This window comes from Xaviernesmea rhizosphaerae (assembly GCF_001938945.1).
Classification (GTDB): Bacteria; Pseudomonadota; Alphaproteobacteria; order Rhizobiales; family Rhizobiaceae; genus Xaviernesmea; species Xaviernesmea rhizosphaerae.
Genome location: NZ_MKIO01000019.1, coordinates 70,461 through 90,845, shown reverse-complemented (window position 1 = coordinate 90,845; position 20,385 = coordinate 70,461). Strand labels below are relative to the sequence as shown.

Sequence of the window (20,385 nt, the reverse complement as noted above, 5' to 3'; positions counted from 1 at the left end):
GGCTCCGCGCTTTCCCGCCGCCAGGGGACGCGACATTATTGGGTAGGCAACCCTCCGTCCGGTCTTTAAGAACGGTGGAATCAGCGCTTCTCCCCGTCGATCAGTCCGGATTTCCTCCATGCTGCGTGATCTTTCGGCCCAAAGCACCGTCATGGGTCTTCTCGCCGCCTTTGTCGGCTTTGCCAGTTCCTTCGCCGTCGTCCTGCACGGGCTGGTCGGTGCCGGCGCGAGCGAGGCGCAGGCCGCGTCCGGCCTGGCGGCTCTGTCGATTGCCATGGGCTTCTGCGCCATCCTGCTCAGCCTCTGGACGCGCCTGCCGATCAGCATCGCCTGGTCCACGCCCGGGGCGGCGCTGCTGGCCGCCACGGGCGGGATCGAGGGCGGTTTCCCGGCCGCTATCGGCGCCTTCATTCTCTGCGCGCTCCTGATCGTCGCGGCCGGCTTGCTGAAGCCCTTCGGCCGGCTTGTCGCCGCCATTCCGCCGGTTCTGGCGAGCGCCATGCTTGCCGGCGTGCTGGTCGGGCTCTGCCTGGCGCCGGTCAAGGCCGTCGCCTTCGATCCCCGGCTCGGCCTGCCGATCGTGCTCGCCTGGGCCGTGGCCGGGCGGATGCACCGTCTGGCAGCGGTGCCCGCGGCGCTGATCGCCTTCGGCCTGGTGGTGGCGCTCGGCGTGGAGATTCCCGCCAATGCCGGCGCGCGCCTGGCGGACAGCATCGGCCTGCGCTTTGAATGGGTCACGCCGGTCTTCACCTGGTCCGGCCTCATCACGATCGCGCTGCCCCTCTTTGTCGTGACCATGGCCTCGCAGAACATTCCCGGCATTGCGGTGCTCAATGTCAGCGGCTACCAGCCGGCGCCGGGCCGCCTCTTTGCCGCCACGGGCGTTTTCAGCCTGTTCAGCGCGCCTTTTGGCGGCCATGCCGTCAATCTCGCCGCAATCACCGCCGCCATGTGCGCGGGCGAGGACGCCCATGCCGACCCGCGCCGGCGCTACTGGGCGGCGATCGTCGCGGGTGTTGCCTATATCGTCTTCGGTGTTTTGGCGCCCACCATCACCGCGCTGGTGGCGCTCGCCCCGGCAATCCTGATCGAGGCAGTGGCCGGGCTTGCGCTGATCGGCGCTTTCGCCGGTGCTGCGAGTCTCGCCTTCAGGGAGCCCGCGACTCGTGAGGCCGCGGCCGTGACCTTTCTCGTCACCGCCTCCGGCGTGTCTTTTGCCGGCGTCTCCGGAACATTCTGGGGGCTGGCCGCCGGCGGCGCCATGCTGCTGATCGCCCGGGCGGGCCGCCGCGTCTGAGCCGCTGCCTCAGGCGGCCGAAGCGGAAACGGCCATGCCCGTGACGGCAGCGATCTGCTCGGCGGTCTGTGGCTTGCCGAACAGGTAACCCTGGACACAGAGGCAGCCTTCCTGACGCAGGAAGTCCATCTGCTCCTCGGTCTCCACACCTTCCGCCAGCACGGGAATGTCGAGACTGTGCGACAGGATGATGGTGGAGCGGACGATGGCCGCCGAGGGACGGCTGACGGCGACGGCATCCACGAAGCTGCGGTCGATCTTGATCTTGTCGAAGGGGAAGCTCTGCAGCATCGACAGCGAAGAATAGCCGGTGCCGTAGTCGTCCATGGCGATGCGCACGCCCAGCTGCTTGAGCTGCTGGATGATCGCCAGCGCCTTCTGCTGGTCGGCGATGATGCCGCTTTCGGTGATTTCCAGCTCCAGGCGGCGCGCGTCGAGCCCGGTTTCGTTGAGGATCTGCTGGACGCGCAGCGGAAAGGCGATATCGGCGAGCTGCGCCGGCGCGACGTTCACGGCGATCGACAGGGGCCGGGCCCAGCCGGCCGCTTCCAGCGCAGCGGTTTTCAGGACCCAGTCGCCGAGACGATGAATGAAGCCGGTGCTCTCGGCCAGCGGAATGAATTCGGAAGGCGGGATCAGCCCGCGCTCTGCATGGCGCCAGCGCACCAGCGCCTCGTAGCCGACGACCGCCCGGCTCTCAACATCGTTCTGCGCCTGATAGACAAGGAAGAATTCGTTGCGCTCGATCCCCGTCTGCAACGCCATCGTCATCTCCACATGCGCGCGCGTCAGGTCGTCGATCGCGCGGTCATAGACCCGCACGGCACCGGCGCCGGCCTCTTTCGCCCGGTCCAGCGCCATCGTTGCTTCGGTCAGCAGTTGCTGCGAGTCCCTGCCCGGAGCGCGGCTGAGCGTGGCCAGACCGGCATGGGCGCCCATGGCCAGATGCGTCCCATCCCACATCATGGTTTCGTTCAGCACCTTGACGAGATGGTGGGCCAGCCGCTGGGCCTCCGTCTTTGTGTGGCGCGATACGCAGACCACAAGCGCATCCGCCGTCCCGCGCGCCAGGAAGGTGTCGCTGTCCAGGGCGAGGCGCAGCCGCTGCGCCGCGGTGCGCAGCAGGGCGTCGGCCGCGGAAAACCCGTGGCGTTCGGAGACGTGCTTGAGTTCGCTGAGGCCGATCTTGATGAGGGTGAACTGCCCCGCCTCGTCATCGCGCGTGATCACGCTGTCGATATAATCGACAAGGCTGCTGCGGTTCGGCAGGCCGGTTACCGCATCATGCAGCGCCAGATGGCGGAAGCGCTCGGCCGTGTTGCGCTGGGTCTGCATGTCGATGAAATAGGCCGCCGTGCCGAAGCTGATGATGATGATGGTGATGGCGCTCACGAGAACGGCCATGAAGTCATCGGGAACGAAGCTCGATGAAACGGCGACGGTGGGATCGGGCACGATCGTCAGGGCGGTCATCGCGGTAAAATGCATCGTGACGATCGCCAGAATCAGGGCTGCCGTGCCGCCATGGCGGCAGAAGCGCCAGATCGGCCGGGCGATGCGATTGCACATCAGAATGCCAAAGGTGGCGCCGAGAAGGATCGAGGCGGTTGCCATGCCAAGGTCCCAGACCTTTTGCCCCTCGACCTCATAGGCGGCCATGCCGGTAAAGTGCATGAGTGCGATGCCCAGGCCGATGATCAGGCCGCCAAGTTCGATCGCCGGCCCCTTTGTGGTCAGCGTGCTGACGACCATGCCCAGAAGCGTCGCCGTGATCGCCATCACCAGCGAGACGAGCGTCAGATCCGCGGCGAAGGCATGGCGAACCGTCGGCTCATAGCTCATCATGGCAACGAAATGCGTCGTCCAGATCGTCGATCCGCCGATGATGCCGGCCATGAAGAGCCAGCTCATCCGCTGGAGACTGATTGTGCGCCGCCCGCGCGCATAAAGCTGCGTGGTGATGATGGAGCCCAGGATGCAGATCAGAGCAGCCACCCCGAAAAGAAGGGGGTCGTGCTTGGTCCCGATGCAGGATAGGACTGTCATCATCGGCGGCGTTCCAATCCTGCAGATGCGCATGCACGGGCGAAAAGCGCCGAGGCATGCCATGCCCCAACCCGTTTTTCAGACTTCACGATTGACCCCATGGTCCTCTGCCTGCCAATTGTCACCGCGCATGACCGGTTACGCCGCTGCTGTGCGCGCGGAGCACGGGAATCATAGCGTCGTAACAGATCTCCTGCGCCGCACCATGCATCAGGGCTGTTAATCTTTTGTGCCCGGCACCCGCTAAAATGCGCAACAACTGAACGAAATGGCGCAAATTCGGCGAGATGGCGTTCGCTGCTGTTGAAAAACGGCGGGATCTCGTCTATGGAGCCGCGTCTGCGCGGACACCCTTGGAGGCAAACGCGGACGGAGCGCTTCGGCGACTCCCGCCTGATGCGGCCCTGCCGCACCGAAGGGCGACTCTCCAGCATTGAAGATGAAAAATAAGGTATCGCCATGAGCAACGCATCCTACGAGCTCAAGGCCCAGAAGCGCGACCGGGTTGGTAAGGGGTCCTCCCGCGAACTGCGCCGCAACGGGCTTATTCCCGCCGTGATCTACGGCGACAAGCAGCAGCCGATTTCCATCGCGCTGTCCACCAAGGACGTCACGCTGAAGATTCACGCTGGCGGCTTCATGACCACGGTTGCCACGATCGACGTCGATGGCGAAAAGATCCGCGTCCTGCCGAAGGACTACCAGCTGGATCCGGTCCGTGACTTCACCATGCATGTCGACTTCCTGCGCGTCAGCAAGGGCAGCTCCGTCGATGTCGACGTTCCCGTCCACTTCATCAATGAAGACCAGGCTCCGGGCATCAAGAACGGCGGCGTGCTGAACATCGTACGCCACACGGTCGAGCTGACGGTTCCGGCAGACGACATTCCGGCCTCGCTCACCGTTGACCTGGCCGGCCTGAACGTCGGCGACAGCGTCCACATCTCGCAGGTCGAGCTGCCGAAGAATGCCGCTCCGGTGATCTCGGACCGCGACTTCACCATCGCCACGATCGCCGTTCCGGACGTTCTGCCGGAAGCCGAAGAGGGCACCGAAGGCGAAGCCTCCGCGTAAATCATCATGATTTAATGCCTTTTCGCGATGAAGCGCCGACCCCTTCGGCACCTCATTGCTGAGATCAGCCCGCTGCTGCGCAAGCACAGCGGGCTTTTTGTTGCGATGCGCAATGTAGCGTGCATTTTCAGGACTGCTTAAGCTTTTCTTGGTTCAATGGCCGCATGAGAAGACCGGACAATGATTGAAGCCGGTTGTGTGAGGCTGTGGGACGCAACGAGGGATGATGCATTCTGTTGAACGCCGATTCGTTGCGACCATCTGCGCGGCCGTTGCCATCGTGGCGACGCCGCTGATCTTTTTGTTTCTCAGCCTGTCGGCCGAGCGTATCGCTCATGAACGGATCGACAACGCCAAGGCCCTGCTTGCCACCAGCGCCAGCGCCGTGGCCAAGCCGCTCTGGGACTTTGACCGTGAAGCCGTGGAAACCGTCCTGTCCGCGCTCGTCAAGCATGACGACATCGCAAACGCGGCCCTGACGGATGCGAGCGGCGGTCTTTCCATGGCGCTGCCCGAGGCCGGCTCGCGCGTCTCGACGGATGTCGAGACACTGTCCCTGCCGGTCACCTATGAAACGCCGAAAGGCCAGAAGGCGATCGGCCGGATCGAGATCGGCGTGCGCAAGCTCGGCATGATCGGCCGTCTGGGGCTGAGCGATCTCGGGGCCTTCGCGATCTTCCTCGTCGCCCTGTGCGCGATCTTCCTCGCCGCGGTGGTCAGCAACCGTATCACGATCATGCGCCCGCTGGCGCGCCTGGCCGATGCCATCGACGCCACCCGCTTGTCGGGGTCGCATCATCAGGTCCTGTGGGATTCCGATGACGAGATGGGCCGCCTTGCCAGCAATTTCAACGATATGCAGGCCCGGCTGAAGCGCGACGAGGCCGAGCTTCTGGAAGCCCATCGCCGCACCACCGAGATCTACAACATGACGCCGGCCATGCTGTTCTCGATCGGCCAGGGCAACAGGCTGACAGCGGTCAGCGACTATTGGCTGCAGGCGACGGGCTACGAGCGCGAGGCCGTGCGCGGCAGCATCTTCACGGATTTCCTGCTGCCGGAGGCGCATGAGGCCTATATTGCCCATCGCCTTGCCGTGATGTCGCAGAGTTGCGATCTCTGCCAGGTCACGGTGCCGTTCCGCAAGGCCGACGACACGATCATGACGGTGCTGATCGTCGAGCGGCGTCAGCCCGACGGCATTGATGGCGAACATTCCACGCTCTCGGTCATGACCGATGTGACCGCTCTGAAGCAGGCGGAAAGCCGCAATCACCTGCAGGCGATGACCGACCATCTGACCGGCCAGCTTAACCGTCAGGGTTTCGAGATCGCCCTGGGCGACACGATCCGCGCCGCCGATACGCTCGGCGTCAGTCTGGCCTGTCTCTTCATCGACCTCGACCGCTTCAAGTGGATCAACGACCAGCTCGGTCATGCCATGGGCGACATCGTCTTGCGCGAGACGTCGCAGCGCATCCGCTCGGTGCTGCGTGACCAGGACAAGCTGGCGCGGCTTGGCGGCGACGAATTCGCGATTCTCATTCTCGACCGGGACGCCATGGTCATCGCCAAGACGCTCGGCGAGCGGATCTGCGAACGGCTGGCCGAGCCGCTCGAACTCGGCAGCACCGTGGCCACCATCAGCTCGAGCATCGGGATTGCCGTCTATCCCGACCATACGAACAGCGCTGCCGATCTTCTGCTCAAGGCCGATATGGCCATGTATGCCCGCAAGCATGACGGCAAGAACGGTGTGCTCGTCTATCATCCGAGCCTGATGGACGCGGTGCGCGAGCGGCTGGAGATCGAGGCGGCAATCGAGCGCGGCCTGCGCGAGGACCTCTTCGACGTCTATCTCCAGCCGATCATCGACCTCGGCACGGGCCGGATCGCCGGCTTCGAGGCGCTGATGCGGCTTGACCAGCCTGAAGAGAGCGCCTTTGCCTCCTCGCGCATCATCGAGATCGCCGAGGAGACCGGGCTTATCGGCAAGATTGGCGAGCGCGTTCTGGAAAAGGCGGCACAGCACCTCAAGCGGCTCAGCGCTCTGGACGGGATCGAATCGACTTATCTCGCCCTCAATTTCTCGCCGCTCCAGTTCGAGCCATCGCTGCCGACCCGGCTGGCCGCGTTGCTGCTCAAATATGAAATCGCCTCCACCCGCATCGTCATCGAGATCACCGAGGCCGTGCTTCTGGCCGACAATGCCGAGATGCATACGGTCATGGCGCAGCTCAGCGCCTTTGGCTGCCGCATCGCGCTCGACGATTTCGGTACGGGCTATTCCTCGTTGAGCTATCTCAACCGGTTCCAGGTGGACATCGTCAAGATCGACCAGTCCTTCACCCGGACGCTTGCAAGCGACCAACCCGAGGTGCGCCGCAAGAGCCGGATGCTGATCAAGGGCATTCGCACGATCTCTCAGCAGATGGGGTGCACCGTGGTGGCCGAGGGCATCGAGAACAATGAGCAGTGGCTGTCCCTGCGCCGTCTCGGCATTGACCATGGACAGGGTTATCTTTTCAGCGCGCCGCTTTCGATCGATGAGATGATGGGCATGCTCGAGGAGAAATCCGAGGTCAAGAACCAGAATTCCGCGCGTTCCACGGAGAGACATTATCGTGACAAGGCGAACGCGAGCGCCTGAGCGTCCCTCTGGCGGGCGCCGCCCGCGCCGGCTGGCGCGCATTATGACACTGTCGTTCCTGGCGGCTCTCACGGCTCCGTGGGCCTCGGCTGCGCCCGTCGATCTGACGCTCTACACAGAGGTCTACCCGCCCTTCAATTACAACAATTCCGGCCGCCTGACCGGCAGTTCGGTTGAGCAGCTGAAGCTGATCCTCGCGGAAACGGGGCTTTCCTATACGATCGAGATCCTGCCCTGGGCTCGGGGCTACAACCTGGCCGAGATGGAGCCGTCGACCTGCGTCTTCTCGACCATGATCACGCCCCGGCGCGCCAAGCGCTTCAAATGGGTTGCCCCACTCTATCGCGAGACGCAGGTTCTGGCCCGCAGGCAGCAAGACCATGCGGCGCCGGTCACGCTCGCGCAAGCGCGCAGGAGCGTTGTCGGCGTCTATATCAACGATGTGGCCGCGGAACTGGCGCAAAGCGACGGCTTTGAGCAGATCGACACCTCGCCCAGCATGAACACCACGGTGGAAAAGCTGCTGAACGGCCGGGTTGATTTCATCTACATGGCGCATTCGACAGTCGATCGGCTGAGGGAGCAGGGCGTCGCCATAGAGACGGCGGTCGAGGCCTATCACGCCGTGGGTGGTCTGGCCTGCAACGCCCAGACGCCGGATGCGGTGATCGCGCCCCTACAAAGCGCGCTCGACCGCATGATCGCCGATGGGCGACAGGCGGAGATCCTCACGCGATTTGGGGTCAGCACCACGCCGTGACCGGGGATTGCAGGTCCGTGAGCGGCTTGCCGAACACCCTCGGCATCCGGCCGACATAGATGCTAAGCCAAACCGGGGCGATCCGATCCCGAGGCAAGAGCGAAAAGCCGATTCCCCTTTTCCACCCGATGTTCTAAATCCTCATGCCGACGGGGCTTGCCCCGACGGGCAACTCCGGCTCGGACGGCCTTGGCGCCGCGCCGGGTGTTGAGCGCCTGGCGTCAGGCGGTTGATGACAAGAAGGAAACAGGGCGATGCGCCTCCTTGCCGGGCTCGGAAATCCGGGCGCGCAATATGCCGGTCACCGGCACAATATCGGCTTCATGGCGCTGGACGCGATCCATCGCCGCCATGGCTTTTCGCCCTGGTCGAAGAAGTTCAAGGGCGAAATCGCCGAAGGCAGCCTTGCCGGCGAGAAGGTGCTGCTGATCAAGCCGCAGACCTTCATGAACCTGTCGGGCGAATCGGTCGGCGAGGCGATGCGCTTTTACAAGCTTTCCCCCGCCGATCTCACCGTGATCTATGACGAGCTGGATCTTGCCCCGGGTCGCGCCCGGATCAAGACCGGCGGCGGCCATGGCGGGCATAATGGCATCAAGTCGCTCGACGCCCATTGCGGCACGGACTATCGCCGCCTGAGGCTCGGCATCGGCCATCCCGGCGCCAAGGAGCGCGTGAACGGCCATGTGCTCGGCGATTTCGCCAAAGGTGATCGTGACTGGCTGGAGCCGCTGCTGGAGGCTGTGGGAGACCATGCCGACCTCCTGATCCGGGGCGAGGAGTCGCAGTTTCTCAACAAGCTGGCGCTCGCCGTGGGCGCGCCGGCGGAGGCCCAGGGCCGGCCGGGCAAGCCTGCAAAGGAAGGACCGGCCAGGGAAGGTCAGGCGAAGAAGCCCCAGGGACAGTCGCATATCCGCCAGGCGCGCGGGTCTGGACCAAAGGCCGTGCCGGAAACCGGGCCGATGGCCGAGATGCTCAAGAAAATGTTCGGCCCGCGCGAGAGCTGAGGCCGGCGACGGGGCGCCGCCCTATTCCTCAGGCTCCGTCTTCATCAGCATGGGGAAACCCGCCTCCTTGGCGAGATCCATGGCCTCGGCGGCCTTGGTCTCGGCAATGTCCTTGGCGCAGACCATGACGACGCAGGAGCCGAGCTTGTGCGCCGTCATCATGATGCGATAGCCGGTCTCCTCGTTCAGGCGGAAGACCGCGCGCAGCACCAGCGTGACGAATTCGCGCGGCGTGTAGTCGTCGTTGAAGAGAATGATCTTGTAGAGCTTCGGCTTTTCCAGCTTCGGCCGAGTGGTGGTCTTCGGTTTGGTGGTGCTGTCGCTCATGGCGGCCTCGACCTGTGCTTGCTCCCGCTGCGGCGCGCATCTGCGCGGGCGGAGGCTTTCGTTTCCGGGCAATCTGCGGGCAATCCGACGGTGCGGTTGTGCATGATGGTGTGGCTGCCTGCGGCTGGCCCCGCGTCTCTTCGCACGACCGCAGGGCGTCCGCCGCGGCCTTCAGGAGCGTTGCCGACCGTATGCCGCTCGCGCGCCGATGCCACTACGCCCGGGAAATTAAGCCTCCCGTCCCGGTTCGGCAAGGGCCGGGCGGGCTTGACCGGCCCCGGCGTTTCGCCCATAGCCACGGCAACACCAACAATCGACGGATTTCGGCCGATGGGCTTCAAATGCGGTATCGTCGGGCTGCCGAATGTCGGCAAGTCCACCCTGTTCAATGCGCTGACCAAGACGGCGGCGGCCCAGGCGGCCAACTATCCCTTCTGCACGATCGAGCCCAATACGGGCGAAGTGGCGGTGCCGGATCCGCGCATGCGCGCGCTCGCCGATGTCGCCAAGTCCAAGGAAATCATCCCCACCCGCATCTCCTTCGTCGATATTGCCGGCCTGGTGCGCGGCGCGTCGAAGGGGGAGGGGCTCGGCAACCAGTTCCTCGCCAATATCCGCGAAGTCGATGCCGTGGTGCATGTTCTGCGCTGCTTCGAGGATGACGACATCACCCATGTCGAAGGCCGCATCAATCCGGTGGCCGATGCCGAGACGATCGAGACCGAGCTGATGCTCGCCGATCTCGACAGCCTGGAGCGGCGCACCGAGCAGACGCGCAAGCGCGCCACCGGCAAGGACAAGGATTCGCTCGCCGCCCTGCCGATCATGGACGCTTCGCTGAAGCTCCTGCAGGAAGGCAAGCCGGTGCGCACGCTGCTCTCCAAGCTCGATGCCGAGGATACGCGCATCCTGCAGGGTCTCAACCTGCTGACGGCGCACCCCGTTCTCTATGTCTGCAATGTCGCCGAGAGCGATGCGGTGGACGGCAATGTCCACACGCAGGCCGTGGCCGAGATGGCCAAGGCGCAAGGGGCGGAGACCGTCATCATTTCCGCCGCGATCGAATCCGAAGTGGCGCAGCTGCCGGAGGACGAAGCCAAGGACTTCCTCTCCGCGCTCGGGCTGGAAGAGGCTGGCCTCGACCGGCTGATCCGCGCCGGCTACAAGCTGCTCGATCTCATCACCTATTTCACCGTGGGACCGAAGGAAACGCGCGCCTGGACGATCCAGCGCGGCACCAAGGCCCCGCAGGCCGCCGGGGTCATCCACTCGGATTTCGAACGCGGCTTCATCCGCGCCAACACAATTGCCTATGAGGACTACATCCGCCTGGGCGGGGAAACCGGCGCCAAGGAAGCCGGCAAGGCGCGCGACGAAGGCAAGGAATATGTCGTGCAGGATGGCGACGTCATCCATTTCCGCTTCAACACGTAAGCCTCTTAAGGCAGCGGGCCGGTCTCGGTCCGCTGCCTGATCTTTCAATGCGATTGCGTGGGCACTATCGCGCCCGGACGCTGCGGCGCTCAGTGGCCGTCGAATTCCACCAGCGTGCGCACCTCGACGCCCAGCGCCTCGAGCTTCCTGCGGCCACCGAGTTCCGGCAGGTCGATGACGAAGCAGGCGGCGACGATCTCCGCGCCCATCTGGCGCAAGAGCAGGCAGGCCGCTTCCGCCGTGCCGCCTGTCGCGATCAGGTCGTCCACCAGAATGACCTTCTCGCCGGGAACGATGGCGTCGCGGTGCATCTCCATCTCGTCCACGCCATATTCCAGGCTGTAGGCGATGCGCACCGTATCGTGCGGCAGCTTGCCCTTCTTGCGGATCGGCACGAAGCCGGCGGAGAGCTGATGCGCGATGGCGCCGCCGAGGATGAAGCCGCGCGCTTCGATGCCGGCCACCTTTTCCACCCGGTTGCCCGCGAAAGGATGAACCAGCTCGTCCACGGCGCGGCGGAAGGCGCGCGGCTGGCCGAGAAGCGTGGTGATGTCGCGAAAGACGATGCCGGGCTTCGGATAGTCCTTGATCGCACGGATCGAGGCTTCGAGTTCCTGTTTCAGGGAAGCGGTCATGGGAAGCATAAAGCCTTCACAAGCTGTTTTTGACGCCGAGGCATAGCATTCCCCGCAGCGCTTCGCACATGTTTCTTGGCGCCTGGCGCCGCTTTCGCCCGGAACAGCGGAAGGGCTGCGGGAACCGAAGCCCGACGCTGCGTGTTCCACCCTCAAGCCGGCGCGTGCTCCGCGCGGGAACGGTCGATCGCCACGGTTCAAGGAGGGCCTGATCGCCCATCCCGCGGACGACGGACCAAGGGCCGGCCGGACATAGGAGGACATCATGCGACTGTTTGAATGCGGCACGCTGGTGCCGGGCTGCGACTGGCACACCCGTGCCGACAACGATGCCGAAGTGGTGCGCCGGGCCGTCGATCATCTGCGCCAGACCCATGGCGAGGCGATGATCCGCGAGACCATGGTCAACAACATCAAGGCGCGCATTCGTGATGCGGCGGTCGAGCCTGCCGCGTAAGTGCGCTTCCGAGGCGAAGAGCTGCAATGAGACCACCGGAGAGGCTGGGCCAGGATTGCCTGGCCTTTCTGTTGGGCTACGTACGGTTCTCTGCTCTGGCAGCATCTTGAACTCTCGGAAGCGCAGATAACAGATCGGCGAGTGCGGTTTTCACGGTATCCCAGACGATATCGAGATTGATGTCGAAATAGCAGTGAGCAATGCGATTGCGCATACCCTTCATCGCAGACCACGGAATTTCGGGGTGTCCGCGTAGAAAGCCGTCATAGTCCTTCAACAGCCGCGTCGCTGCTTCGCCAATTATGACGATGTTGAGGATGACGGCCTGCTGTGTTCGCTTGTCGGCGAGGAAGTCCTGCTTTTCCATGCCCTTGACATAGGCGCAGGCTTGGTTGGCAGCGTCGAGCATGTGCGAAAGATAATCGCTTAGGCGATTTTCAATCATACGGGACAAGCGTCCTTCAATGCGTCGGCACGAAACATCTCCGGAAGATCGCCCGGCGTAAGAAGATCGACGGGCACTCCCAGCATCGTTTCAAGCGTCACCTGAAGGCCACCGAGATCGAACAGCGTTGCGCCCGGCAGAGCATCAACGATGATATCGAGATCGCTGCCGTCCCTGTCGTCTCCGCGCAGGACAGACCCGAAGACGCGCGGGTTTGCCGCCCGGAAGCGGCCAACCACGGCCCTGATGGCTTCACGATTCTGCTCCAGCGCAACCGAAGGCTTCATGCGGTGACCTTTCCACCGGGTGATCCTACGAAAACTCAAGTCGTCCTGCAATCTGGCAGCATAGAGGTTCCCATTCCGAGCGGTCAGGCGGAACAGGGTCCGATCATCGGAACAACTGCATGACAGCGGGACAATGAATTTGACAGTTCAGACCCATCTGCGGCGGTCGTCAGGATCAACCATCAAATTTCTCATCACCAGAGCGCCTGAATAAATAGCTGCCGTGGTGCCTTGAGCCGGGGCGAAGCATTATCCATGCTCGCATCCAACAGCCGGCCGACGCCCCTAATTGCCGGCCTTGTCCGCTTCCGCCTGCAGCCTGGCCAGCAAGGTCTTGCGGTCGGCGGCGAAGTTCTCCGCCACCCAGGCCTCTTCCAGCCCCGCCAGCAGCTCCCCGACCTTTGGGCCAGCGGCAAGGCCGGCGGCCAGCACATCCGCGCCCGAAAGCGGAAAGCGCGGCTTTTCAAAGCGCTCGGCGCGCGCGAGAAGCCGCTGCAGCGCGGCGATGCGGGGCAGCGCCGCCGTCTCCGTCTCCCGCTTGGAATGGGCGAGCGCCAGATCGAGCCGCAGCCGCATGATCGCCCCGTCCGGTCCCTCGCGATAGAGCCGCCGGTCGAGCGCGCTTTCCGCCGTGCCGTCGGGGATCGGCAGGCAGGCGGCCCAACGTGTCAGCCGCGCGGTCTCGGCCTTGGAGAGCTTCAGCCGCTGGCACAGCGCGGCGATCCGCTCGGCGTCCGGCGGCAGCATGGCGGCCAGGCGCAGCAGCGGATCGGGCGCCCAGCCGAAGGCGCGTTCGGCCTCAACCAGGCCGGGGATCGCATCGATGCCCCATTTCTCCGTCTCAGGCAGAAGCGCGGTCAGCACGCCGACGGTGCGCATCCACAAAAGCGCGCGTCCGGGATCGGGCGCAGTCATCAGCTTCTTCAGCTCCGACCAGACGCGTTCGGCCGAGAGTGTGGCGAGATGGTCGCGCGCCCGGGCGCAGGCGCGCAGACCCTCGGCATCCGGCCGTCCCGCGCCATACCAGGCGAAGAAGCGGAAGAAGCGCAGGATGCGCAGATAGTCTTCGGCCACGCGCGCGCTAGCATCGCCGATGAAGCGGATGGTGCGGCTCTCGATATCGGCCAGCCCGCCGACATGATCGGTGATGCGGCCTTGCGCATCGGCATAGAGCGCGTTGATGGTCAGATCTCGCCTTTGAGCATCCTCTTCCCAGTCTGTACTGAAGGCGACTTCGGCATGGCGACCATCCGTGGTCACGTCGCGGCGCAGCGTGGTGATCTCGAAGGGCTTGCCGTCGATGACCAGCGTTACCGTGCCATGGGCGATGCCGGTGGGAACGGCCTTGATGGAGGCTGCCTCCGCCCGCTCAAGCACGGCCTGCGGCAGGAGCGTGGTGGCCATGTCTATATCGGAGACCGGCCGACCCATCAGCGCATCGCGCACGGCGCCGCCGACGATGCGGGCCTCGCCGCCCTCGGCATCGAGCAGGGCGAAGATGCGGCGCAGCGGCGCGGCCTTGAACCAGGCCTCATCGGCGAGCGAGATCATGCGTAAAGCCTTTCATAGAGCATGCGCAGAATGCCTGCGGTGATGCCCCAGATATTGCGCCCTTCAAAGGGCATTTCATAAAAATGCCGCTCCTCGCCGTTCCAGAGCCGGCTGCCGCGGCGATGATTCTCCGGATTCATCAGGAAAGCCAGCGGCACGTCGAACACCTCGTCGACCTCGTCAGGATTGGGTGTCAGCGTGAAGCCGGCTTTGACGGTTGCCAGAACCGGGGTGATGCGAAAGCCCGACAGCGCGCGGTAATGCGGCAGGCGGCCGACAGGCTCAACGAAGTCGCGGGCAAGGCCGATCTCCTCCTCCGCCTCGCGCAGCGCCGCCTCCTCGATCGAGGCATCGGTGGCGTCCACCGCGCCGCCGGGAAAGGCGATCTGGCCGGAATGCTTGCGCAGCTTGGCCGTGCGGCGCGTCAGGATCACCCGTCCGTCGCGTGTCCCCCCGTCGATGACACCGACCAGCACCGCCGCATCCTTCAGCGCCATGCTTTCCAGAACCGGCAGGATGCCGGGATTGATCAGCATGTCGCCATGGTCGCGCCAGGCGGTGTCCACCGGATTGCCGGCCTGCTGCGCCGCGCGGGCGCGGAAGGCTTCGGGCGAAAAGGGCGCGCTCATGCCGTCCGTGAGTCCAACCCGGATGCGTCCAGGGCGGAGGCCTCCAGTTCCGCCATGCGCAGGACGGGGAAGACTGTACCCTGCGAGCGGAGCGCGAAGACGGGCGCGCCGTCGATCTCGATCTCCTCGCCCAACGCCATAAGCTCATGGGTCACGGCGCGCGAGAGCAGCGCCTCCAGCCGGCCGCGCACATGCAGATAGGGCTTGAGCGCCTGCGTCCCGGGATCAATGGTAAAGCGCAGAGCGTGATCCGGCCCGGCGGTGACGACATCGCCCACCTGGGTGCGGAAGGTCAGGCTCTGGGCCTCGCCGCTGCCCTCGGCATGCATTTCCACCGCCAGGAAATGGGCATCGGCCACGCGGATCTGCAGCTTTTCCACCGGGGTGACGAGATAGGTCACGCCATCCTCGTCCTTGCGCAGCACGGTGGAAAACAGCCGCACCAGCGGCGCGCGGCCGATCGGCGTGCCCAGATACCACCAGCTGCCGTCTGCGCGGATCTCCATATCGATCTCCCCGCAGAAGGGCGGGTTCCAGCGCTCGACCGGCGGCGGCCCCTTGCCGCGCGCGCCTGATTCCTCGCTGGCGCGCGCGATCAGGCCCGACAGGCCGTCCATGGCGGGAGAGGCCCCTTGCGTGCCCGCGGCTGCGGCGATGTCGTTTCTCTCGGCCTCTGCCATCGTTCCGTCCCGTTTCGTCCTATGCTGGCGGCAACGTGCGGCCGCCGGCAAAATCATGGCCTTGCGTTTCACGAGATAGTGCGGCGCACGCGTCTTGTCAGCGGGAACCCGCCGTCTAAGTTGGAATTTGGCCTTCGGATACCGTCAGGTTGATTCGCGCGCCAGCCCCAAAGGGGCACATCGGATTTTCTGCATCATCCGTTTTCCTTCGATGAGCGAAGACAGGATGCAACGGCCCATCCTGCCGCGCCCGCCGGGCCGCGCAGCTGATCGCAAGGAGACGAAGCATGGGCGTGATCGCCTCCACCGAAAGCCTGCTCGATGAGAAGGCCGTGATCGCGGCGGCGGAAAAGGCGCTGGAAGAGATTGCCGTGGTCCGCCGGGAGGTGGGCAAGGTGATCTTCGGGCAGGAAAGCGTGGTCGAGCGCACTTTGCTCGCCATTCTCTCCGGCGGCCATGCGCTGCTGGTCGGCGTGCCCGGCCTTGCCAAGACCAAGCTGGTGACGACGCTCGGCGCGGTTCTGGGGCTGGATGCCAGCCGCGTGCAGTTCACGCCCGACCTGATGCCCTCGGATATTCTCGGCTCCGAAGTCATGGACCAGGACGAGACGGGCCGGCGCTCCTTCCGCTTCGTCTCCGGCCCGATCTTCACCCAGCTGCTGATGGCCGACGAGATCAACCGCGCCAGCCCGCGCACGCAATCGGCGCTGCTGCAGGCCATGCAGGAATATCATGTGACGGTGGCCGGCCAGCGCAACGACCTGCCGCGGCCTTTCCACGTGCTGGCCACGCAGAACCCGCTGGAACAGGAAGGCACCTATCCCCTGCCGGAAGCGCAGCTCGACCGTTTCCTGCTGCAAGTGGATGTCGACTATCCCTCGCTGGCCGCCGAACGGCAGATCCTTCTGGAAACCACCGGCACCGGCGAGAGCGCGGTGCGCAGCGTGATGACGGCGCGCCAGCTCCTGGAGATCCAGCAGCTCATCCGCCAGATGCCGGTTTCCGACAGCGTGGTCGATGCGATCCTGGCCCTGGTCCGCTCCGCCCGCCCCGGCCAGGGCCATGCCGAGACCGACCGCCACGTGGCCTGGGGTCCGGGCCCGCGCGCCGGTCAGGCGCTGATGCTCTGCGCGCGCGCGCGCGCGCTGTTCGACGGACGTCTGGCGCCGTCGATCGACGATGTGGCGGCGCTGGCCGAGCCGGTTCTGCAGCACCGCATGGCCCTGACCTTCGCCGCGCGGGCGGAAGGCATGTCGGTGCGGGATGTGATCGGCGGGCTGGTGAAAACCATCCGCGCGTCCTGAGGCGGGGTGGCTTGATGGCAACGATCGGCCAAACTGTCGCGCGTACCCCCTCCGGCGAGGTTCTCTCCCGCGCGCAGGCCCGTGCCCGTCTGGTGCCCGATTGCCTGGTCGAGGCGCGCCGCATCGCCAATACGGTGATTTCGGGCTGGCATGGCCGGCGCCGGCGCGGCATTGGCGAGAATTTCTGGCAGTTCCGGCCCTATAGCGACGGCGAGAGCCTCTCGCGCATCGACTGGCGCCGCTCGGCCCGTGACGACCATACCTATGTGCGCGACCGCGAATGGGAGGCCGCGCACACGATCTGGCTCTGGGCCGATCTCTCGCCCTCGATGATGTACAAATCCACCTTCGGCGCGGTCTCCAAGGAGAGCCGGGCGCTGGTAATCATGCTGGCCCTGGCGGAAATCCTGGCGCGCTCGGGCGAGCGCATCGGCTGCCCGGGTGTGATGGAGCCGGTGGCGGCGCGCAACGCGGCCGAGCGGCTGGCCACGGCACTCATGCATGCGGATCTTTCCGACGGCCTGCCGCAGACCGGCATGGTGAGGGGGTTCAGCGATCTCGTGCTGATCGGTGACTTTCTCGATCCCGCCGAGCGGGTCATGGCGCGGCTCGGCCCGCTCGCCCGGCGCGGGCTGACGGGGCATGTGGTCGAGATCGCCGATCCGGCGGAGGAGACCTTTCCCTATGCCGGCCGCACCGAATTCACCGATCCTGAGACCGGCGAGAAGCTGACGGCGGGGCGTGCCGAGGCGCTGCGCGAGGATTATCAGCGCGCCTATCTCGCCCGGCGCTCCAGTCTGGGCGAGGCGCTGCGCCATCTCGGCTGGACCTTCACGCCGCATCGCACCGACCATCTCGCCTCGGAGGCGCTGGTGGCGGTGCATATGTATCTTTCGGGCATGCCGGCGGCCGAGCGCCAGGCTGGTATCGGCCGTGGGCAGAAGGCGAGCTCATGAATTTCCTGCCCTTCGTCTTCACCAATCCGCTGGTCCTGGCCGGGCTGATCGCCCTGCCGGCGATCTGGTGGCTGTTGCGCATGACGCCGCCGCGCCCGGTGACCGAGGCCTTTCCGCCTTTGCGCATTCTCGCCAGCGTCATCCGGCGGGAGGAGACGCCGTCGAAGAGCCCCTGGTGGCTGACGCTCCTGCGCATGCTGATGGCGGCGGCGCTGATCGTCGCGCTCGCCGATCCCGTGGTCAATCCACGTGCCAACAGCCTGTCCTCCGACGGGCCGCTGGCGCTTGTCATCGACAATGGCTGGGCCACGGCAGGCGACTGGACGCGACGCGTGGAAACGGCCGAGGCGCTTGTCTCCGATGCCGAGGAGGCGCGTGACGTGCCTGTCTCGATCGTCTTTACCGCCGAGCGCGAGCAGAATGCCGTGCCCGGCACGGCGGCTGAGGCGCGCACGCGGCTTGCCGCCGCCCGGCCACAGCCTCTGCCTGTCGATCGCATCCGCGCGCTCGATGCGCTTTCTACCGCCCTTGCCGGCACGCGGCTGGGCACGCTGGCCTTTCTCACAGATGGTCTTGCGGAAAACGATGCCCGCGTGACCTCGGCCATCGTCGCGTTGCAGCCGGCCAATACCCGCATCATCAGCGGCGACACCGGCAGCCTGGTGGCGCTGACCAAGGCCGACAACGATGCCGATGGCATGCGCATCACCGCCACGCGCCTGCCGTCATCAGAGCCGCGCAGCGTGGCGATCAGCGCGCTGGATGCGCGGGGGCGGGCGATCGCCAATGGCACGATCGACTTTGCCGCCGGCGCGGCGACCGGAAGCGGCGTGCTCGCCGCCCCCTTCGAGCTGCGCAACGACTTTGCCCGTATCACGCTGGCCGAGCCTGAAAATGCCGGCGGCGTGCTGCTGCTGGACGATGGCTTCCGCCGCCGCCGCGTGGCGCTGCTCTCGGGCGAGGCGCGGGACCAGTCGCAGCCACTGCTCTCGCCGCTCTACTACATCAACCGCGCGCTCCAGCCCTATGCCGACCTGATCCAGCCGAGCGAGTCGGATCTCTCCGTCGCCGTGCCGGAGCTTCTGGCGCAGAAGCCCTCCATGCTGATCATGGCCGATATCGGCCGCCTGCCGGACGAGACGACCGGCGCCGTGCTGCAATGGCTGCGCAATGGCGGCACGCTGGTGCGCTTTGCCGGCCCGCGCCTTGCCGCCGCGCCTGCGGGTGATCCGCTGGTGCCGGTGACGCTGCGCCAGGGCGAGCGGGCTCTGGGCGGCGCGCTTTCCTGGTCGCAGCCGCAGCCGCTTGCCGATTATCCGGCCGGCAGCCCGTTCGTCGGCCTGCGCCGGCCGGATGCCGTCACCGTCAATCGCCAGGTCCTGGCCGAGCCGACCGCCGATCTCGCCAGCCGCACCTGGGCAAGCCTTGCCGACGGCACGCCGCTGGTGACGACGCGCAGCGAAGGGGCTGGGCGGATCGTGCTCTTCCATGTCAGCGCCGAGGCCACCTGGTCTAACCTGCCGATTTCGGGCGATTTCGTCGAAATGCTCCGGCGCGTGGTGCAGCTGTCGCGCAGCGGCGGCGTGGGCGAGGCCGGCGGCGGCAAACCGCAGGCCCTGCCGCCCTATCGCCTGCTGAATGCCGAGGGCGTGCTGGTGAGCGAAACCGGCCGCGCCCGGCCGCTGGAACTGGCCGGCACCGCGGTGCCTTCCGCCGATTATGACCATCCGCCGGGCCTTTACGGTTCCGAGGAAGGCTTCGTCGCCGTCAATCTCCTGCCGCGCGAGACGGCGCTGGCGCCGATCGATCTCTCCGGCCTCTCCGTGCCGCATGCCGCCGAACGGCTGATCGGCGCGGAAAGCTGGTCGCTGAAACCGGCGCTGCTGACGCTCGCCATGCTCCTGCTGCTCGTGGATACGCTGATCGTGCTCTTCATGGGGGGCGCTCTGTCGCGCCTTCGCGGTCGGCGGGCGGCAACGGCGCTGGCTCTGGTGGGGCTGACCGCGCTTGTCGCCCTGCCGCCGCGCGCCGCCAAGGCGAGCGACGTCAAGCCGGGCGACGAACAGCTTCTGCAGGTGCTGGACAAGACCCATCTCGCCTATGTCGTCACCGGTGAGGCGGAGGTGGACAGGCTGTCGGAGCGGGGGCTTTTCGGTCTCACCGAGTTCCTCACCTACCGCACGACGCTGGAGCCCGGAGCGCCCGTCGGCCTCGATATCGCCAAGGACGAGCTGTCGGTCTATTCGATGATCTACTGGCCGATCTCTGCCACGGCGCCGATGCCGAGCCCGCAGGCGATCAGCCGGATCGACGCCTATATGCGCGCCGGCGGCACGGTGCTGTTCGACACGCGCGATCAGTTTTCCACCCTTGGCGGCGAGCAGTCGACAAGCCCCAATGGCGAGCGGCTGCAGGCGATCCTGGCCGGGCTCGACATTCCGCCGCTGGAGCCCGTGCCGGCCGACAACGTGCTGACCAAGTCCTTCTATCTCCTGTCGAATTTCCCCGGCCGCTACACCGGAAGCCCGCTGTGGATCGAGGCGCAGCCGCGCAGTGACGGCGAGGAGACGGGACGGCCGGCACGCTCCGGCGATGGCGTCACGCCGATCATGATCACCGGCAATGATCTGGCCGGGGCCTGGGCGATCGACGACAGCGGCCGTCCGCTTCTGCCGACCGTTCCGCCTGACGAGATGCAGCGCGAATATGCCTACCGCGCCGGCGTGAACATCATGATGTACATGCTCACGGGCAATTACAAAGCCGACCAGGTTCACATCCCCGCGCTGCTGGAGCGGCTGGGCCAGTAGACCCAGTCGACCCAGTAGACAGGGGGTTCGCATGGA

18 protein-coding genes are annotated in these 20,385 nt (G+C 65.6%); 10 read left to right on the top strand and 8 right to left on the bottom strand.

Annotated elements, in window-relative coordinates; genetic code table 11:
* The first annotated feature begins 118 nt into the window (after positions 1-118).
* A complete protein-coding gene (locus tag BJF92_RS02665; protein WP_075633228.1) occupies positions 119-1,297 on the top strand; it encodes a benzoate/H(+) symporter BenE family transporter in 1,179 nt (392 codons plus the stop codon).
* Positions 1,298-1,306: 9 nt separating this feature from the next.
* Here the strand turns inward: BJF92_RS02665 and BJF92_RS02660 are convergent, their stop codons facing one another.
* Positions 1,307-3,346, bottom strand: a complete 2,040-nt coding sequence (locus tag BJF92_RS02660; protein WP_075633227.1) for a putative bifunctional diguanylate cyclase/phosphodiesterase — start codon at positions 3,344-3,346, stop codon at positions 1,307-1,309.
* A 456-nt stretch (positions 3,347-3,802) separates the two neighbouring features.
* Here BJF92_RS02660 and BJF92_RS02655 point away from each other — a divergent pair, with 456 nt between their 5' ends.
* The 4 genes from BJF92_RS02655 (at position 3,803) to pth (ending at position 8,834) form a co-directional block, all read left to right on the top strand.
* A complete protein-coding gene (locus BJF92_RS02655) occupies positions 3,803-4,417 on the top strand; it encodes a 50S ribosomal protein L25/general stress protein Ctc (RefSeq protein WP_075633226.1) in 615 nt (204 codons plus the stop codon).
* 226 nt (positions 4,418-4,643) lie between these two features.
* The gene (locus tag BJF92_RS02650) at positions 4,644-7,067 is read left to right on the top strand and encodes an EAL domain-containing protein (protein WP_342585768.1); all 2,424 of its coding nucleotides are present in this window, start codon (positions 4,644-4,646) and stop codon (positions 7,065-7,067) included.
* A gap of 43 nt (positions 7,068-7,110) precedes the next feature.
* On the top strand, positions 7,111-7,827 hold the full coding sequence (locus BJF92_RS02645) for a substrate-binding periplasmic protein (RefSeq protein ID WP_075633224.1): 717 nt from the start codon (positions 7,111-7,113) through the stop codon (positions 7,825-7,827).
* Between the two features lie 254 nt (positions 7,828-8,081).
* Positions 8,082-8,834: an aminoacyl-tRNA hydrolase gene (gene pth / locus BJF92_RS02640; protein ID WP_075633223.1), complete on the top strand. Its 753-nt coding sequence runs from the start codon at positions 8,082-8,084 to the stop codon at positions 8,832-8,834.
* Between the two features lie 21 nt (positions 8,835-8,855).
* Here pth and clpS read toward each other — a convergent pair whose 3' ends face one another.
* Positions 8,856-9,161, bottom strand: coding sequence for an ATP-dependent Clp protease adapter ClpS (gene clpS / locus BJF92_RS02635; protein WP_075633222.1), 306 nt, complete (start codon positions 9,159-9,161; stop codon positions 8,856-8,858).
* Positions 9,162-9,491: 330 nt separating this feature from the next.
* Between clpS and ychF the strand changes: the two genes are divergently transcribed.
* Positions 9,492-10,595: a redox-regulated ATPase YchF gene (gene ychF, locus BJF92_RS02630; RefSeq protein ID WP_075633221.1), complete on the top strand. Its 1,104-nt coding sequence runs from the start codon at positions 9,492-9,494 to the stop codon at positions 10,593-10,595.
* A gap of 89 nt (positions 10,596-10,684) precedes the next feature.
* Here the strand turns inward: ychF and BJF92_RS02625 are convergent, their stop codons facing one another.
* Positions 10,685-11,230 carry an adenine phosphoribosyltransferase gene (locus BJF92_RS02625; RefSeq protein WP_075633299.1) on the bottom strand — a complete coding sequence of 182 codons (546 nt, stop codon included), beginning with the start codon at positions 11,228-11,230 and terminating at the stop codon, positions 10,685-10,687.
* A gap of 265 nt (positions 11,231-11,495) precedes the next feature.
* Between BJF92_RS02625 and BJF92_RS02620 the strand changes: the two genes are divergently transcribed.
* Positions 11,496-11,687 carry a DUF1059 domain-containing protein gene (locus tag BJF92_RS02620; protein ID WP_075633220.1) on the top strand — a complete coding sequence of 64 codons (192 nt, stop codon included), beginning with the start codon at positions 11,496-11,498 and terminating at the stop codon, positions 11,685-11,687.
* 76 nt (positions 11,688-11,763) lie between these two features.
* Here BJF92_RS02620 and BJF92_RS02615 read toward each other — a convergent pair whose 3' ends face one another.
* The 5 genes from BJF92_RS02615 to BJF92_RS02595 all read right to left on the bottom strand — a co-directional run bounded on the left by BJF92_RS02615 (position 11,764) and on the right by BJF92_RS02595 (position 15,279).
* Entirely contained in the window at positions 11,764-12,132 is a 369-nt protein-coding gene (locus tag BJF92_RS02615; protein ID WP_075633219.1) for a HepT-like ribonuclease domain-containing protein, read from the bottom strand.
* Positions 12,129-12,419 (bottom strand): nucleotidyltransferase family protein, encoded by a 291-nt coding sequence (locus BJF92_RS02610; protein WP_075633218.1) that lies wholly within the window; start codon positions 12,417-12,419, stop codon positions 12,129-12,131. Before BJF92_RS02610 ends, BJF92_RS02615 begins: the two co-directional genes overlap by 4 nt.
* Positions 12,420-12,704: 285 nt before the next feature.
* A complete protein-coding gene (locus tag BJF92_RS02605; RefSeq protein WP_075633217.1) occupies positions 12,705-13,970 on the bottom strand; it encodes a CCA tRNA nucleotidyltransferase in 1,266 nt (421 codons plus the stop codon).
* Complete coding sequence (locus BJF92_RS02600; RefSeq protein WP_075633216.1) at positions 13,967-14,599, bottom strand: CoA pyrophosphatase; 633 nt, start codon at positions 14,597-14,599, stop codon at positions 13,967-13,969. The genes BJF92_RS02605 and BJF92_RS02600 overlap by 4 nt, the downstream gene beginning before the upstream one ends.
* A complete protein-coding gene (locus BJF92_RS02595; RefSeq protein WP_075633215.1) occupies positions 14,596-15,279 on the bottom strand; it encodes a DUF1285 domain-containing protein in 684 nt (227 codons plus the stop codon). Before BJF92_RS02595 ends, BJF92_RS02600 begins: the two co-directional genes overlap by 4 nt.
* Positions 15,280-15,566: 287 nt before the next feature.
* Between BJF92_RS02595 and BJF92_RS02590 the strand changes: the two genes are divergently transcribed.
* From BJF92_RS02590 to BJF92_RS02580, 3 genes are read left to right on the top strand one after another with little or no spacing between them, the layout of a single operon-like run.
* On the top strand, positions 15,567-16,583 hold the full coding sequence (locus BJF92_RS02590; RefSeq protein ID WP_075633214.1) for an AAA family ATPase: 1,017 nt from the start codon (positions 15,567-15,569) through the stop codon (positions 16,581-16,583).
* 14 nt (positions 16,584-16,597) lie between these two features.
* Positions 16,598-17,539: a DUF58 domain-containing protein gene (locus BJF92_RS02585; RefSeq protein ID WP_075633213.1), complete on the top strand. Its 942-nt coding sequence runs from the start codon at positions 16,598-16,600 to the stop codon at positions 17,537-17,539.
* Positions 17,536-20,349, top strand: coding sequence for a DUF4159 domain-containing protein (locus BJF92_RS02580; protein ID WP_075633212.1), 2,814 nt, complete (start codon positions 17,536-17,538; stop codon positions 20,347-20,349). The genes BJF92_RS02585 and BJF92_RS02580 overlap by 4 nt, the downstream gene beginning before the upstream one ends.
* Positions 20,350-20,385 lie beyond the last annotated feature (36 nt).

Excerpts from the sequence above, each read along its gene's own strand:
- BJF92_RS02665 (WP_075633228.1), top strand. The coding sequence starts at position 119 with ATGCTGCGTGATCTTTCGGCCCAAAGCACCGTCATGGGTCTTCTCGCC.
- BJF92_RS02660 (WP_075633227.1), bottom strand. The coding sequence starts at position 3,346 with ATGATGACAGTCCTATCCTGCATCGGGACCAAGCACGACCCCCTTCTT.
- BJF92_RS02655 (WP_075633226.1), top strand. The coding sequence starts at position 3,803 with ATGAGCAACGCATCCTACGAGCTCAAGGCCCAGAAGCGCGACCGGGTT.
- BJF92_RS02650 (WP_342585768.1), top strand. The coding sequence starts at position 4,644 with ATGCATTCTGTTGAACGCCGATTCGTTGCGACCATCTGCGCGGCCGTT.
- BJF92_RS02645 (WP_075633224.1), top strand. The coding sequence starts at position 7,111 with ATGACACTGTCGTTCCTGGCGGCTCTCACGGCTCCGTGGGCCTCGGCT.
- pth (WP_075633223.1), top strand. The coding sequence starts at position 8,082 with ATGCGCCTCCTTGCCGGGCTCGGAAATCCGGGCGCGCAATATGCCGGT.
- clpS (WP_075633222.1), bottom strand. The coding sequence starts at position 9,161 with ATGAGCGACAGCACCACCAAACCGAAGACCACCACTCGGCCGAAGCTG.
- ychF (WP_075633221.1), top strand. The coding sequence starts at position 9,492 with ATGGGCTTCAAATGCGGTATCGTCGGGCTGCCGAATGTCGGCAAGTCC.
- BJF92_RS02625 (WP_075633299.1), bottom strand. The coding sequence starts at position 11,230 with ATGACCGCTTCCCTGAAACAGGAACTCGAAGCCTCGATCCGTGCGATC.
- BJF92_RS02620 (WP_075633220.1), top strand. The coding sequence starts at position 11,496 with ATGCGACTGTTTGAATGCGGCACGCTGGTGCCGGGCTGCGACTGGCAC.
- BJF92_RS02615 (WP_075633219.1), bottom strand. The coding sequence starts at position 12,132 with ATGATTGAAAATCGCCTAAGCGATTATCTTTCGCACATGCTCGACGCT.
- BJF92_RS02610 (WP_075633218.1), bottom strand. The coding sequence starts at position 12,419 with ATGAAGCCTTCGGTTGCGCTGGAGCAGAATCGTGAAGCCATCAGGGCC.
- BJF92_RS02605 (WP_075633217.1), bottom strand. The coding sequence starts at position 13,970 with ATGATCTCGCTCGCCGATGAGGCCTGGTTCAAGGCCGCGCCGCTGCGC.
- BJF92_RS02600 (WP_075633216.1), bottom strand. The coding sequence starts at position 14,599 with ATGAGCGCGCCCTTTTCGCCCGAAGCCTTCCGCGCCCGCGCGGCGCAG.
- BJF92_RS02595 (WP_075633215.1), bottom strand. The coding sequence starts at position 15,279 with ATGGCAGAGGCCGAGAGAAACGACATCGCCGCAGCCGCGGGCACGCAA.
- BJF92_RS02590 (WP_075633214.1), top strand. The coding sequence starts at position 15,567 with ATGGGCGTGATCGCCTCCACCGAAAGCCTGCTCGATGAGAAGGCCGTG.
- BJF92_RS02585 (WP_075633213.1), top strand. The coding sequence starts at position 16,598 with ATGGCAACGATCGGCCAAACTGTCGCGCGTACCCCCTCCGGCGAGGTT.
- BJF92_RS02580 (WP_075633212.1), top strand. The coding sequence starts at position 17,536 with ATGAATTTCCTGCCCTTCGTCTTCACCAATCCGCTGGTCCTGGCCGGG.